Source organism: Pandoraea anhela, assembly GCF_902459655.1.
Classification (GTDB): domain Bacteria; phylum Pseudomonadota; class Gammaproteobacteria; order Burkholderiales; family Burkholderiaceae; genus Pandoraea; species Pandoraea anhela.
This window is the reverse complement of record NZ_CABPSB010000004.1, coordinates 168791-184641: the sequence shown is the minus strand read 5'-3', so window position 1 is coordinate 184641 and position 15851 is coordinate 168791. Positions and strand designations below refer to the sequence as shown.

The following is a 15851-nucleotide window of genomic DNA, read 5'->3' as shown; positions in this document are numbered from 1 at the left end:
TTATGGCATCCACATTGAATCCCAACCTGCTGCTCGCGATTCCGCTGGCGCCGCTCGTCGGCTCCATGATTGCCGGCCTGTTCGGCAAGCAAGTCGGACGCGCGGGCGCCCACACGGTCACGATCCTCGGCGTGCTCGTCGCCTTTGTTCTGTCGGTCATGACCTTCATCGACGTGCTGAACGGGGCGAGCTTCAACGCCACGGTCTACGAATGGGCGCGTATCGGCGAACTCAAGCTCGAGATCGGCTTCCTCGTCGACACGCTTACCGTCACGATGATGTGCGTGGTCACTTCCGTCTCGCTGATGGTGCACATCTACACCATCGGCTACATGGCGGAAGATCCCGGCTACCAGCGCTTCTTCTCGTATATCTCGCTGTTCACGTTCTCGATGTTGATGCTCGTGATGAGCAACAACTTCCTGCAACTGTTCTTCGGCTGGGAAGCGGTGGGTCTGGTCTCGTACCTGCTGATCGGCTTCTGGTACACGCGTCCGACCGCGATCTACGCCAACATGAAGGCGTTTCTGGTTAACCGCGTCGGTGACTTCGGCTTCCTGCTCGGTATCGGCCTGCTGCTGGCCTTCACCGGAACGCTGAATTACGGCGAAGTGTTCGCCAAGGCCAACGATGTCGCGGCGCTGTCGTTCCCGGGCACCGACTGGCGCCTGATCACCGTGGCGTGCATCTGCCTGTTCATCGGCGCGATGGGCAAGTCGGCGCAGTTCCCGCTGCACGTCTGGCTGCCGGACTCGATGGAAGGCCCGACCCCGATCTCGGCGCTGATTCACGCGGCGACGATGGTGACGGCCGGTATCTTCATGGTGAGCCGCATGTCGCCGCTGTTCGAACTGTCGGACACCGCGCTGTCGTTCATTACGATCATCGGTGCGATCACGGCGTTGTTCATGGGCTTCCTGGGCATGATCCAGAACGACATCAAGCGTGTCGTGGCCTACTCGACGCTCTCGCAGCTCGGTTACATGACGGTCGCGCTCGGCGTGTCGGCCTACCCGGTCGCCATCTTCCACCTGATGACGCACGCGTTCTTCAAGGCGCTGCTGTTCCTCGGAGCGGGTTCGGTCATCATCGGCATGCATCACGATCAGGACATGCGCAACATGGGCGGCCTGTGGAAGTACATGCCGATCACGTGGATCACGTCGCTGCTGGGCTCGCTCGCGCTGATCGGCACGCCGTTCTTCTCGGGCTTCTACTCGAAGGACTCGATCATCGAAGCGGTTGCCGCTTCGCATCTGCCGGGTTCGGGCTTTGCCTACTTTGCCGTGGTCGCGAGCGTATTCGTCACGGCGTTCTACTCGTTCCGTATGTACTTCCTGGTCTTCCACGGCAAGGAGCGTTTCGGTCAGGCGCATGCGCACGATCATCACGACGCGCATCACGAGGAAGAAGAGGATTCGCACGACGAGCACCATGGTCTGGCCCCGGGCCAGAAGCCGCACGAGTCGCCGGCCGTCGTCACGATTCCCCTGATCCTGCTGGCGATTCCGTCGGTCATCATCGGCGCCATCGCGATCGCCCCGATGCTGTTCGGCGAGTTCTTCAAGCAAGGCGTGGCGTTCAAGGACGTGATCTTCATCGGCGAGAATCACCCGGCGATGGAAGAACTCGGCCACGAGTTCCACGGTTGGGTGGCCATGGCGCTGCACTCGTTCGGCACGCTGCCGATCGCGTTGTCGGCGCTGGGCATCATCCTCGCGGCGTTCTTCTACCTCAAGCGTCCGGACATTCCGGCAGCGCTGAAGCACAAGTTCTCGGGCGTCTACAAGCTGCTCGATAACAAGTACTACATGGACAAGATCAACGAAGTGGTCTTCGCCAAGGGCGCGCTCAAGATCGGTCGCGGCCTTTGGAAGGCGGGCGATCAGGGCCTGATCGACGGCGCTGTCGTGAACGGCAGCGCGCGTCTGGTGGGCTGGTTCGCCGGTGTCATCCGCTTCGTGCAATCCGGTTACATCTACCACTACGCGTTCGCCATGATCATCGGCATGCTCGGGCTCCTGACGCTGTTTGTGACGTTGAACGGCAAGTAAAAGGGGGAGCCAATAACAATGCAATCGCTACCGCTTCTGAGTCTGGCCATCTGGCTGCCCATCGTTTCGGGGATCGTTGTCCTCGCGGTGGGTAACGACCGCAATCCGGGCGGCGCACGCGCGCTGTCGCTCATCGGTTCGCTGGTGAGCTTCCTGGTCACGCTGCCGCTGATCTCGAATTTCGACGCCAAGGCCTCTGCGTTCCAGTTCGTCGAGAAATCGACCTGGATCGAGCGCTTCCACATCAACTATTTCCTCGGCATCGACGGCATCTCGCTGTGGCTGGTCGTGCTGACCGCACTCATCACGGTGATCGTGGTGATCGCGGGCTGGGAAGTGATCACCGAGCGCGTGGCGCAGTACATGGCCGCGTTCCTGATCCTGTCGGGTCTGATGATCGGCGTGTTCTCGGCGCAGGACGGCCTGCTGTTCTACGTGTTCTTCGAAGCCACGCTGATCCCGATGTATCTGATCATCGGCGTGTGGGGCGGTCCGAACCGTGTGTACGCGGCGTTCAAGTTCTTCCTGTACACGCTGCTCGGCTCGCTGCTGATGCTGATCGCGCTGATCTATCTGTACAACGTGACGGGTTCGTTCACGCTGACCGACTGGTACGCCGCGAAGCTGCCGATGAACGTGCAGATACTGCTGTTCGTCGCGTTCTTCATGGCCTTCGCCGTGAAGGTGCCGATGTGGCCGGTGCATACCTGGCTGCCGGATGCCCACGTGGAGGCCCCGACGGGCGGCTCGGTCGTGCTGGCCGCCATCATGCTGAAGCTCGGCGCCTACGGTTTCCTGCGCTTCTCGCTGCCGATCGCACCGGACGCCAGCCACTACCTGTCGGGCTTCATGGTCGCGCTTGCGCTGATCGCCGTCGTCTACATCGGCCTTGTCGCGCTGGTGCAGACCGATATGAAGAAACTCGTGGCGTACTCGTCGATCGCTCACATGGGCTTCGCGATCCTCGGCTTCTTCATGTTCAGCGAAATCGGCATGCAGGGCGCACTGGTGCAGATGATCTCGCACGGGTTCGTGTCCGGCGCCATGTTCCTGTGTATCGGGGTGCTGTACGACCGCATGCACTCGCGCAACATCGCCGACTACGGCGGTGTGGTGAACACGATGCCGAAGTTCGCCGCGTTCTTCATGCTGTTTGCGATGGCGAACAGCGGTCTGCCGGCAACGTCGGGCTTCGTGGGCGAATTCCTCGTGATTCTGGGCGCCGTGAAGCTGAACTTCTGGGTGGGGCTTCTGGCCGCCACCTCGCTGATCACCGGCGCTGCGTATTCGCTGTGGATGTACAAGCGCGTGATTTTCGGCGCGATCGCCAACGATCATGTGCGCGAGCTGATCGATATCAACAAGCGCGAGTTCTTCATGCTGGCAGTGCTGGCCGCCCTCACGCTGTTCATGGGTATCTATCCGAAGCCTTTTACGGACCTGATGCATACCTCCGTGGTTAACCTCCTCGCCCACGTGGCGCAGACCAAGCTGCCGTAATCGGGGAGGACATCTAGATCATGCAAAACATTAATCTGCTGCCTGCGTTGCCGGAGGCCATCCTGCTGCTCATGATCCTCGTGATCATGATGTGCGACGCGTTCCTCGGCCAGACGCGCAAGCTCAACTACGTACTGGCGCTCATCACGTCGACTGTCGTGTCGGTGCTGTGGGCGTGCAACGCCGCGGACCCGGTGTCGCACTACATGTTCGGCAATGTCTTCGTCGCCGATCCGATGTCGAACCTGCTCAAGGCCTTCGGTGGTCTGGCAACGTTCGTCACGTTTATCTATGGTCAGAAGTATCTGGAAGCCCGCGGCCTGGCTCGCGGCGACTTCTACGTGCTCAGCCTGTTCTCGCTGCTCGGCCTGTCGGTGATGATCTCGGGCAACAGCTTCCTGACGCTGTATCTCGGTCTGGAACTGATGTCGCTGTCGCTGTACGCGCTTGCCGCTGTGTGGCGCGAGTCGACGAACGCGACCGAGTCGGCCATGAAGTACTACGTGCTGGGCGCGCTCGCTTCGGGCTTCCTGCTGTACGGTATGTCGATGATGTACGGCGCGACGGGCTCGCTCGAACTGGCCAAGGTCTTCGAAGTGATCGCTTCGGGCGCCGTGAACAAGATCGTGCTGGTGTTCGGCGTGGTATTCGTCGTGGCCGGTCTGGCGTTCAAGCTGGGGGCCGCACCGTTCCACATGTGGGTGCCGGACGTCTATCAGGGCGCACCGACCCCGGTCACGCTGCTCATCGGTGGCGCACCGAAGCTTGGCGCCTTCGCACTGCTGCTGCGTTTGCTCGTCGAAGGCATGCTGCCGCTGGCGATCGACTGGCAGCAGATGCTGATCATTCTGGCGGTGCTCTCGCTGGTGATCGGTAATCTGACGGCGATCGTGCAGACCAACGTCAAGCGTCTGCTGGCGTACTCGACGATCTCGCACATGGGCTTCGTGCTGCTGGGCATGCTCTCGGGCGTGGTGGGCGGCAAGATCGACGGCATTGCCGACGCTTACGGTTCGTCGCTGTTCTACAGCGTGATTTACCTGCTCACGACGCTCGGCACGTTCGGTATCGTGCTGCTGCTCTCGCGTCAGGGTTTCGAAGCCGAAAACCTGTCGGATCTGAAGGGCCTGAACCAGCGTAGCCCGTGGTTCGCCTTCGTCATGCTGATGCTGATGTTCTCGCTCGCGGGCATTCCGCCGCTGGCAGGCTTCTACGCGAAGCTGGCCGTGCTGCAGGCGGTCGTGAACGCCGGTATGGTGTGGCTGGCCGTGGTGGCTGTCGTGGCATCGCTGATCGGCGCGTTCTATTACCTGCGTGTCGTGAAACTGATGTACTTCGACAAGGCGGAAGACACCAACGCGCTGCAAGGCAGCGGTACGATGCGCTTCGTGCTGTCGATCAACGGTCTGGCCATGCTCTATCTGGGCCTGATGCCGGGCTCGCTGATGGACTGGTGCCTGCGTACGATCAAGCTGACGCTGGCCAGCTAAACTGCCCGCAAGACATCATTTCGGGGACAGGGCGGGGCGGATCGGAACGATCTGCCTTGTCGTTTGACAGACTGAGCCGTGCAGGAGACACAAACGATGGGCATGTCGGCAGGGGGAATGCTGGTGATTCTGCTGGCCGTGCTGGGGGCGAACCTGCCGTTCGTGAACCAGCGGCTGTTCGGCATTCTCGGGCGCAAGTCGGCGACCAAGCCGTTGTGGCTGCGTCTGATCGAGATGGTGGTGGCGTATTTCGTCGTCGGCGCGCTCGGTTATCTGATCGAGTCGGGCATCGGCAACGTCTTCTCGCAAGGCTGGGAGTTCTACGCCGTGACGGCCAGCCTGTTTGTCGTATTCGCGTTCCCCGGGTTTGTGTACCGGTATTTGTGGCGTCATCGACCGGCGGCCGCCGCGTAAGATGATGGCTTTGCAAGACGCCGCCCAGGGGGCGGCGTTTTGTATTTCGGGTTCGCCAATTTTCAGCCGTGGAGGGCTTATGACCCAACCTCAAAACGACGATCAGCACCTGATCGAGACGGGCATCGAGAGCGATACCGTGTACGACGGCGCTTTCCTGACCATCAAGCGCGATCGCGTGCGTCTGCCGGACGGCAAGACGGCCGTTCGCGAGTACACCACCCATCCGGGCGCCGTGATGGTCATTCCGCTGTTCGACGACGATCAGGTGCTCATGGAGCGTCAGTATCGATATCCGCTTCAGCGTGTCATGACGGAGTTGCCCGCGGGCAAGCTCGACGAAGCCGAAGGCGGGCTCGTGTGCGGTCAGCGCGAGTTGCTCGAAGAGACGGGATACATGGCGAAGCGCTGGGACTATCTCACGCGCATTCACCCGGTCATTTCCTATTCGACCGAGTTCATCGACATCTGGCTGGCGCGCGATCTCACGAAGGGTGAGCAGAAGCTCGATGAAGGCGAGTTTCTGGACGTCTTCAAGATGCCGGCGACCGAGTTGCTGCAATGGGTGCGCGATGGGCGGGTGACGGACGTCAAGACGATCATCGGCGCGTTTTGGCTGGAAAAGATATTATCGGGAGTCTGGCAGCCCGGCGAGCGTTCGCCGTTGCGCTGATTTCCCGTCATACGGTCACTTTTCGATTATTTTGGGGTCCCGCCCCGGTCAATCGCCGGGGCAGGGCCATACCCGTCGCATCATGAAGGTTTTTGATCTGCGTTGTGCCCACGAGCACACCTTCGAGGGCTGGTTCGGCTCGGAGGACGATTACCTCTCGCAACAGTCCCGGGGGCTGGTCAGCTGCCCGGTCTGCGGCGACACGGCGATCGTGCGCATGCCGTCTGCGCCGCGCCTGAACCTGTCGGGCGCGACGTCGCGCCCCGAGGCGCAGCAAGGAAATGCCGCTGCAAACGCCAACGTGCCGTCGCCGGCAGTCGCCGACGCGCAACGGCAGTTGCAAACGCTCTGGATGAAGGCGGTGCGGCACGTCATGGCGAACACCGAAGACGTTGGCAATCACTTCGCCGAGGAAGCGCGCAAGATCCATTACCGGGAAGCGCCTGAGCGCAATATTCGCGGCACGACCTCTCGCGAGGAAGCCGAAGCGCTTGCCGACGAGGGCATCGACATCATGTCGTTGCCGTTGCCCGACGGGGCGAAGGAAACGCTGCAATAGCGTTTCGGGCGGACGCGCCATTGCGGGCGCCGTCAGTTTGCCCATCTCTCGTTCACGGCTCAGGTCTCCTGATGTTCAGGCGCATACCGGCGCGTGGCGCTCATGCATAATGTCCCTGACGCGGGCCGTTGTCGGCCTCGCATCGATCACTCGTACCACGGGAGGTTGGGATGGCAACGCTCGAATACTACTTTGAGGACTTCGCGGTCGGCGACACGTTCGATCTCGGTGAATACACGTTCACGGCAGACGAAATCGTGCAATTCGCGCGTCAGTTCGACCCACAGCCGTTTCACGTCGACGAAGCGGCCGGACGCGAGTCGCACTTCGGCGGCCTGGTCGCCAGCGGCTGGCACACGTGCAGCATCATGATGCGGATGAACGTCGATAAGCTGTTGTCGCGCTCGGCCAGCATGGGCTCGCCCGGGGTCGAACAGATCGAATGGCTCAAGCCGGTGCGTCCGGGCGATACCGTGACGGTGACAAGCAGCACGCTCGAAGTGCGGGCGTCGGCGAGCCGGCCCGACCGTGGCATCGTGCGTCAACTCTGGACCGCCACGAATCAGCACGGCGAGGAAGTCTGTCGCTTTCGCGGGACCGGGTTGTACCGGAAGCGGGGCGCCTGAGCATCTTTTCACGATATTCGCCGTTCGCTCGAATGGCGTGTCGGCGCGATCATCGATAGCGATGCGGTAGTGCGCGGTCCCTTCGCGCCATGCGTATCGACCGGGTTTCACGCGGGGCAACTGTCAACGTTGACAGTTGCCCCTTTGTTTTGCGCGGCTAGTATCGAAGGACCGACACTTCTCAGGCTGGTGCCGTCATGCAAGCAGGCAAACCGGGCGTCTTCGCGACAAACGTCACGACGTTCAAGGTCGATATCTGGTCACCCGATCAGCGGCTGTACAACAACGGCTTGTGTCAGGTAATGCTGCAACTCGAGATCGTTGCCGACGCCCCGCTGTCGCTGGCAGAAATGGATTCGCTGCGCATCATCGACAGTATCTCCCGGCTGGAAATACCGCTCGTAGATGCTTCCGTGCCGGTGGAGGCGCGTAAGTGGGGGGCATCCACGCAGCGCAATATGTACGATTTTTTCCCGGTGGCGACGACGCTTCCCGGCGAGGCATCCCCTGCGCAAGGCACATCCAACGCGCGCCACGAGCCCAACCAGCCCAACGACCCCGCTCCGGCAAGAGAGTACTTCCATTATTACGTCCAGACCGGCGATGCCGAAGGTACGCGCAAGCGACTGGCGGCTTCGATCGAACTCGACAACGGCCGCATCTTTTACTCGGACGTTGTCAGCAGCGTCGATGGGGAGGTCGATGTCATCTCGGTCGGTACCGGTGGCCCGCCTCCGCTCTCGGCATGGCAGACCGAGTGGGAGACCCCGGAGAAATTCGCCGTCGCAGGCGGTATCAACGTCACGGTGTATTACCTCGGGCTGATGGTGAACGGTGTGCGACGCGAGATTCGCGATATCGAAGTCTTCGACGAGTTCGCCAGTGCTTTCCGCTGGCTCGCCGTCACGTCGCGCACCGGGGCGTTTTGCGGCTTCGCGCGACCGCCTACGAGCGACGAGCGCATTCGCGCTGTCGAATACTCGCAGACCCAGTTCATCGGGTCGTATCGGTACGAGCGCAACAACTTGCCTCGCACCGACTGCGCTGCGGTCGCCTTCATCTCGGATCCGGCGCTGGGCCCGTATCAGAGCGCAGCGCGCGGCCCGAGCGTCACTTATCGTCTGCGCGATCAGTACGGGAGCCAGAATTTGCTGCGATTGACTGTCACCGAGCAGTGCGACGCCATGCAACTCAACCTGGGGCTCGAGTGATCGTCGGCATTCATCGGCATTCATCGGCATTCATCGGCATTGGTCGGCACTGGTCGGCAATCGTCAGCGGCTAGAGAGCGGGGCTTGAAGAGGGGGAATCCATGTCCGGGAATCGTCAGCATCGCTCACAGGCGGATAGCAGTACGTTGTACTCCGGCGCGCAGAGTTTTCTCAGTTTTCTTGAGAAGGGCGTGGACCCCCGCACCGGAACCTATTCCATCCGGATCGCAATGCCGGAGATTGCCGTCAACGCGCTGTCCGGCCCGGATATCGTGCTGTCGGTTTCGTTCAGCGCCATGCAAAACGTGGACCTCGGTCTGGGCATCGGCTGGTCCTGGGGAACGTCGCGGCTGGCGCCGGCGAGCAAGCGTCTCACGCTCTCCAATGGCGAGACGCATCTGGCGATACTCTCTGAAGACGACATTGCTTTCCCCGACAGAAAACTACCGACATTCAAGGCGGAACGTCTCGAGAATGCCGTGCTGATTACGTTCCGCTCGGGGCGCAGCGAACGCCTGGAGCGGTTCGATCCGACCGACCCGGTGTCGCCTTATGTACCCGTGGAGATCCGCTCACCCGAAGGGCATGCCATGCAGCTGGCGTGGACAAGCTTCGGTGGCAATGCGGCATTGAGCGCTGTGTTCGATCACGACGATCGCGAGTTGCTCAGCGTGTCGCGTGACGCGGCCGCCGTCACGATCTCGGTGGCAACGTCCGAAGGGGCGATGGCGGCGTTTCGGCTCAATCTGTCGGGCGATCTGGTCTCCTCGATCTCGCTGCCGACCCCAGAGAGCGCGGCGTGGAAGCTGGGTTACACGCGCTACACCGAAGCGGAATTGCCGTTCCTTACGCGGGTGGAATCGCCGACCGGCAGCGTCGAGACGATTGTGTACAAGGAGGATGGGCACGCCATTCCGCTACGCGCCACGGATCCGCCCGACAAAGAGCCGGAGCGTACGCCGTACGTCGTTCGATATGTGATGGATCCGGGCGCAGGGCAGCCCCAGCGGATCTCGACCTATGAGTACTCGACCGAAAACTATCTTGGCTTCGGCGCGGGCGTCGATTGGGAGGACAGCACCGACACGCTCTACAAAGTGCGCACCGACTACCGGTTCGACAGTACGGAGAAACAACTCGACGCCGAAGGGAAGACGCTCGTGACGATTTATCGCGAGTACGACCGGTTCCATGCCATGCGCATCGAACGCCGCACGCAAGGGGATTGTATTCAGGAAATGCTGGAGGATTTCCATGACGTGCCGGGCCAGACCTGGTACGAGCAAAGCAATCTGGTGGAGTTGCCCTCACGTCGCGTCATGCGCTATGAGCGCGACGGTGTTTCGCGCGAAGACGTGCGGACCTTCCGTTACGACACGTGGGGCAACCCGGTCGAAGAAACCGGCCCCGACGGCATCGTCGAGAGAACGACCTATTACGACCCTGCCGGAGAAGACGGTTGTCCGCCGGACCCTGTATGGGCGTCGCCACGCAAGGAGAAGACTGTCGTCAGGGCGCCGGCCGTCGCTGACGACACCGTCTCGCCCACGACAGTGACTTACCGCTACGCATTGCTGTCCTCACTGGCACCGGGCGCGCCTGCGCATCTCCTGTGCGAATCGCAGTGCCTGAGCACGAAAGACGGCGAGTATGCGAGCGTCGGATTCGATTACCACGACGTGCCGGATTCAACACTGTTGCATGGCCGTCTGCATAGCAAGACCGAGACCGTCGGAGGTTTTGCCACGACGACCACTTTTACCTACGAGATCGTCGGTAACGAGCTTGTGATCGACGAGACGACGACCACCGATTTCGACGAGACATCGACGCATACGAAAGTGCATCGTTCGGTATTCAGCGGACTGGAAACGCGACGCGAGGACGACGAAGAGATTCTCCGCTATGAGCACGATGCACTCGGGCGCGTCACCTGGCAAAGCGTCGAACCCGCGACGGGAGAGCGCGCATATGCCGCTTCGGTCGAACATGTGTATGGTCTGCCCGAGCAGTCCGGTGGAGACGTCACTCACCAGACACGTAGCCCGTCGGGCATCGTCGTCACACGGCATTTCGACGGCACCGGCCTGGTGGTGGGCGAAACGAGGGCGTCCCCCGCACCGAAGTCATTCGTGCCGACGGTGTGACCGAACATACGACGTTCAATCCGGTGACGCGCGTGCAGACGTCATGGCTTGCCGCGGGGGAACTGGAGTGCGCCCGTCGCGTAAGCCTGAAGAATCGATTCGACGAGGTCGAGCGCGAGGAGCGTCTGCGGGTTGACGACTCGCTCGTGAGTCGCCACGTGTTTGTCTACGATGGGCTGGGCCGGCGTGTGAGCGTAACCGAGCCCGAGGTCGGCACCACGACCTTTACCTACGACGTCGCCGATCGCATCGAAACGCAGACGTTGCCTGACGACACTGTCGTGAAGCACACGTATGCGCCGCATTCGCTTGACGATGCCGTCGCCGGGATTTACGTGAACGATGTGCCGGTCGGCGAGCGCGAGTTCGACGGGCTGATGCGCGTGGTGTGCCAGACCGTCGGTGCACGAAAGTCGACATGGAAGTTCGACGGCGACCGGGTGCATCCGTGTGAGGAGACGACACCCGCGGGCGATACGCTTGTATACGACGTCAATCCGTCGCTGCCCACACGCATGATGCATCGGACGTCGGGCACGCTACGGATGGCCTACGACTACGATCCCCAGTCGGGTCTCATGCTGAGCGCCACTAGCCAGACGGGAGGTCCGTCTGTGCTCGGGTACACCTGCAAGCGCGACAGCGCAGGCAATCTGTGCGAGGAGACATGGGCCGACGACGAAGGGGAGCGCGTGGCGGAACACACGTGGACATTGACGGGCCGCCCGTCGAGTTACACGGACGTCACGGGTAAAGTCCATGAATACCACTACGATGCCAGCATCGCCCGCTTGTCCGACGTGAAATGCGCCGACATCCATGTGGAGTTGACTTACGATGCCTTCAATCGCGTGCACGAGCAGATCCTGAAGCAGGGCGGAGCGCACAAGCTCAGGACGACACTGACCTACGATGATCTGGGGCGCGAAATTCTGCGCGAATTCGAGGCGCCGTCCCATCCCGTCTTCTCCATTTCGCAGACATACGACGGGCTGGACCGCATCGTTACCCGAGAACGCAAGCTGGGGGACAGTGTCGAGCTTAGCGAGACCTTCTCCTATGACACGCGCTCGCGTCCGAACCTCTACTACGCCATCGGCACGCTCGCACCGCACGATCCCCACGCACCGGACCAGCAGATTCAGGTGCAGCAATGGGAGTACGACGAACTCGACAATGTCACGAAAGTGACGACCTGGCATCAGGGCCCGGACAAGCCGCCCGGGGTCGCGACGTATCACTACGATAACCCGGTCGATCCGACCCGGCTGACCTCGCTGGTGAGGTCGGATTATGGCGACGCGAACGGAACGCAGACCTTCCGGTACGACGACGCCGGACGCATGATCGAGGTGGAGGGCGGGCACAGTGTCACGTACAACGCCTTTGATCAGATCGTCGCCGTCTCACGCGACGGTGTGGAGCAGGCGGCGTACCGCTACAACGGCATGGATGAGCAGACACATGTGTCGATGCCGTCGCAACCTGTGCGCAAGCGCATGTTCCGCGAGCATCGTCTGGTGACGGAAATCCGAGGCACCTTTTCGAAGACGTATCTGCCGGGCGGCCTGGGCGACATCGACGAAGCGGGAACGCTTCACGTCTACGCCACCGACCGGAAATCGAGCGTCGCTCACGTGCTCGATGCGCAGGGGCAGCGTCGGGAAATCTTGTATTCGCCGTCCGGATACCGGTTGCCCGATACAGCGCTCGACGGTGTGCCAGGGCAGGACGGCGAGATGGTCGACACGGCGACGCAGTGGGTCTGGCTGGGCAATTCGCGAATGTACTCGCCAGTGCTCGCGCGCTTCATGGTGCCGGATAGTTTCGTGCCGTTCGATGGCGGAGGGTACAACGGCTATGCGAGGCTCGACCCGGTGAATACGATCGATCCGAGCGGGCACGTGCCGAAGTGGTTGCTCATCGTGGCCGCGGTAGCCGTCGCCGTGGTGGCGATTGCCGCTGCGGTTGTCACGGCGGGCGGACTGACCGCCATTGCGACGGCTGCGACGATTTCTGCAAAGGCAATCGGCGCGAAAGTCGGGCTTGCGGCGGCAGGCAGCGCCAAACTGCTCGCTACCATGAATGGTGTCAAGGTGACGGCCTCGATTTTCTCGACGATGAAATTTGCGCTGGGCACGGCAGGCTCACTGGCGACCATGTCGAGCGGCATCTTGCGTGCAACGGGAGACACGTCCGGGCTGGCAGTCGTGTTGGGTCTTGTGGGGTCTGCGCTGACCGTTGCCGCGTTTGTTGCGTCGGTGCCAGGACTCAAGACGACATACACGAACCTCGCCACCAAGCGGATGACCGCGAAAGAGGCGTTCAAGGCTGCGTCGGCGCAAAGGAGTCAGCCGATCGCCATGCCTGTCGCGCGCAGTTCGAGCGTGAGCAGTCTGCGAAGCAGTGGCGGCGCGCGATCGTTCGGGCGTCCGTCGACGCCGGCGAGCACGGCGCGCAGAGCCAGCGCACCGGCCAGCCTGCCGACACAGGAAGCGTCGGCGACCGCATCGGTATCCCGGTCGCAGATAGCGGCCGAACTCTCGGAGCCGGCCATTGCCGCCGCCGGACAAGCCAACATGTACGCGTCGCCGGTCCCGATGACGGGCGGCGGCTTACCGCAGCCCGTTCAGCCCGCAGTGTGGTTCTCCGCCGATGAGCTGCGCGGCATCAGCATGGGCGGACTCAATTACTACGAGATGTATGCCTACAAATATGGCGGATGGTAACTCACGGTTGCGGGAGTGATAGACATGGAAAAAATCCCGTTCATCGCGTTGCGGGTCGACCCGGAGGTCGATGCCGACGGTGTGAGTGCTGCGTATCTGGCCGCGCATCACGATACGCTGCCCGCCACCATCGCCATGTTCCCGCCGACGTCGAATCCGGGCGATATCCTCTTTTGCATGATCGATGGCCAGGAGATTGCGTCGATGACACGTGAGCTGAGCGACGACGACAAGGGCAAGCCGATCGCGATCTGCTATCCGGGCGCCGAGTTACGCAAACTCGCCGAAGGAAGGTACGACTTCACTTACCGGGTGGAGCGTGTCAATGGGGACGTCGTGGGGGTCTCGGGAGCGAAGCTCATTCTTGTGTCGCTATTCCCGGCGCTCGATCTGGTGCCGCCGAGCGTCAGGGACACAGCGCAAGGCGTATTGAATCCCATTCATGGGTTAAGTGGCGCGGTGGTCAACGTCGCTTACTCAGGCATGCAGGCAGGGCAGCGGGTTCAGGTGCGCTGGGTCGGTGCGAGCGACGAGGGCAGTATCGAAACGCCGTGGCAGAGCGTGCCGCAGCACGTGCCGCAGTTCCTGATGTTCGATATCGCGCCGTTCCTGATTGCGGCCAGTATCGGCACGAATATCACTGTGGATTACGTGGTGGATCGGCAGGGCAATGCGACGGTATCCAAACCGCTCGACTTGCCCATCTCGATGTTCGATCTGGACGATATGCGCGCCCCGCAGTTGCCCGAACTCGGTGGCGGCGATCGCATCGAGCCGGACAAGCTGCCCGATGGCCTTACCGTCGAACTCGACGCCTGGTATCTGGCGTTCGAGCGCCAAAAGTTATGGCTATGGTGCATGGGGGAGCGTTCGGACGCCCCCGGACAACCTTATGAGCATTACCTGAAGACCGCGCATGCGATTTCGGCAGACGAGGCGATACACGGCGTGCGCGCCAAAGTACCGGCGTCGTGGCTGATGCCGCTCAGGCATGGCTCGCGTCTGATCATTCAGTATGTGGTGGCGTTTCATGATGGTGTGCAGCAACAAGCCCGACGTGCGTCGTTCGAGGTGATCAATCGGTGACAGATGTGTCGCGGCAGGAGTGAGGCACGTCAGCAGCCGTTTTCCCAAGTCGGAGATGATGCGATGAGATTACACAGACAAGAGGCGGAGGTTCGCCCGTGCGCGATAGCGTGCGTTCCCGTGGCCGCGCTCGCTGGTGGTGCGCCGGCGTCGTGCGCTCGCGCATCCCGGCGAGATTCGAAAGCGCTCGTCACGTGTTCTTACGTTTTCCGCCGCGTTGTGAGTCGCGTCGTCAGATGGCTTGGCATCACGATGCTGGTCTGCACAGGGCTGGCGGCGACAGCCGGTCATGCGGTCGCACAATCGGCGCCTTCCGATACGCAGCCAGCGGCCTCGATCCTTCCGGTCGGCCCGGCCATCGCCCAACCGTCGCCGGAAGCGGTGGCGGCCAAGGTGAAAGCGCGTATGCAGGAGCAGGCGAACACGAGCAATCATCCGCTGCCGATTGTCGTCATGCGTCGCATCAGCGATGGCAAGCAGTGCTCGTTCTCGGTGCTCGACGGCACATACGTCAACTTTCACGAGGACCCGTATGGGTGCGAAGACAACATCTACAACACGTTCGAAATTGTGGGTGCGCACGAAGGCATGTGGATCGAAATGGAAGCGGCGCCGAACTGCAATGGCAGTGAATCCTACGCCAAGTACATCGTTTCATTCGGTCCGGGGCATGGGCCAGTAGGCAATATCGCACCGACGTCCGTTGCGGCGTCCGTCGGTGTGCCGGTGGGTCAGATATTGAACGATGGCTCAGGCAAGCGGGCATTTATTGCCGATGGATACAAGAGTACCGGGACGCCGTTGCCGAATGCGGTCTCGTGTGTGCTTGTCCGGAATCTATTGCCGAACGGTCCGTATCACTATCGGAACCAGGCAAGTGGCTTGTGCCTGAGGAGCGACGAATTCAGGCCGTACCCGGTGGCCTGCACCGCGCCGGTCCCGCTCGCATTCTATGAACTCAACGATTATTTCGGGGAGATAATTTCCGCGGACTCCGTCGCAACCCCAACGAAGCGCAAGTACCTCAATACTTCGCTATCCGACGATGTGCTCGAGTTTTCGACGACCTACCTTCCGACGCATGCGTTCTCGTACAACGCGACATCAAGCCGTCTGGAGACGTTGCTGGGCTTCTGCGCATCGCCAAGCGACGATCCTTATCGTGTCAACACGCACAGTTGCAGGCACGACACGGGAGCCCGTATGCAATGGATTCGTGAGCCAGCGCCCGTGCGTTAGTCGTCGATGACATGTCACCAGGATAGGCGGCCGGGCAATGGCCCGGGCCTGTCCGCGTACCCGATAGCGCGAGCGCGAACGGCCGGTTTGCGGGCCGCCGCCTTTGACCGTGCAATGCCGTAC

The 15851-nt window shown here is 61.6% G+C and carries 12 protein-coding genes; all 12 read left to right on the top strand.

Annotation, left to right across the window (positions count from 1 at the left end):
• Window positions 1-2: 2 nt before the first annotated feature.
• The 12 genes from nuoL to PAN31108_RS08075 all read left to right on the top strand — a co-directional run bounded on the left by nuoL (window position 3) and on the right by PAN31108_RS08075 (window position 15728).
• Entirely contained in the window at window positions 3-2054 is a 2052-nt protein-coding gene (nuoL, locus tag PAN31108_RS08130) for an NADH-quinone oxidoreductase subunit L (protein WP_150668370.1), read from the top strand.
• Window positions 2055-2072: 18 nt separating this feature from the next.
• Window positions 2073-3554: an NADH-quinone oxidoreductase subunit M gene (locus PAN31108_RS08125; protein ID WP_150668369.1), complete on the top strand. Its 1482-nt coding sequence runs from the start codon at window positions 2073-2075 to the stop codon at window positions 3552-3554.
• Between the two features lie 20 nt (window positions 3555-3574).
• Window positions 3575-5044 carry an NADH-quinone oxidoreductase subunit NuoN gene (nuoN, locus tag PAN31108_RS08120; RefSeq protein WP_150668368.1) on the top strand — a complete coding sequence of 490 codons (1470 nt, stop codon included), beginning with the start codon at window positions 3575-3577 and terminating at the stop codon, window positions 5042-5044.
• Between the two features lie 102 nt (window positions 5045-5146).
• Entirely contained in the window at window positions 5147-5458 is a 312-nt protein-coding gene (locus tag PAN31108_RS08115) for a DUF2818 family protein (RefSeq protein WP_150668510.1), read from the top strand.
• Between the two features lie 79 nt (window positions 5459-5537).
• Window positions 5538-6131 (top strand): NUDIX domain-containing protein, encoded by a 594-nt coding sequence (locus PAN31108_RS08110; RefSeq protein WP_150668367.1) that lies wholly within the window; start codon window positions 5538-5540, stop codon window positions 6129-6131.
• A gap of 82 nt (window positions 6132-6213) precedes the next feature.
• Complete coding sequence (locus PAN31108_RS08105) at window positions 6214-6690, top strand: DUF1178 family protein (protein ID WP_150668366.1); 477 nt, start codon at window positions 6214-6216, stop codon at window positions 6688-6690.
• A 170-nt stretch (window positions 6691-6860) separates the two neighbouring features.
• A complete protein-coding gene (locus PAN31108_RS08100; protein WP_150668365.1) occupies window positions 6861-7316 on the top strand; it encodes a MaoC family dehydratase in 456 nt (151 codons plus the stop codon).
• A gap of 197 nt (window positions 7317-7513) precedes the next feature.
• A complete protein-coding gene (locus PAN31108_RS08095) occupies window positions 7514-8527 on the top strand; it encodes a hypothetical protein (RefSeq protein ID WP_150668364.1) in 1014 nt (337 codons plus the stop codon).
• A 101-nt stretch (window positions 8528-8628) separates the two neighbouring features.
• Complete coding sequence (locus PAN31108_RS08090) at window positions 8629-10674, top strand: hypothetical protein (RefSeq protein ID WP_150668363.1); 2046 nt, start codon at window positions 8629-8631, stop codon at window positions 10672-10674.
• Window positions 10671-13403, top strand: a complete 2733-nt coding sequence (locus PAN31108_RS08085) for an RHS repeat domain-containing protein (RefSeq protein WP_174994895.1) — start codon at window positions 10671-10673, stop codon at window positions 13401-13403. Before PAN31108_RS08090 ends, PAN31108_RS08085 begins: the two co-directional genes overlap by 4 nt.
• A gap of 24 nt (window positions 13404-13427) precedes the next feature.
• Window positions 13428-14489, top strand: coding sequence for a hypothetical protein (locus PAN31108_RS08080; protein ID WP_150668361.1), 1062 nt, complete (start codon window positions 13428-13430; stop codon window positions 14487-14489).
• Between the two features lie 252 nt (window positions 14490-14741).
• Window positions 14742-15728 carry a hypothetical protein gene (locus PAN31108_RS08075; protein WP_150668360.1) on the top strand — a complete coding sequence of 329 codons (987 nt, stop codon included), beginning with the start codon at window positions 14742-14744 and terminating at the stop codon, window positions 15726-15728.
• Window positions 15729-15851 lie beyond the last annotated feature (123 nt).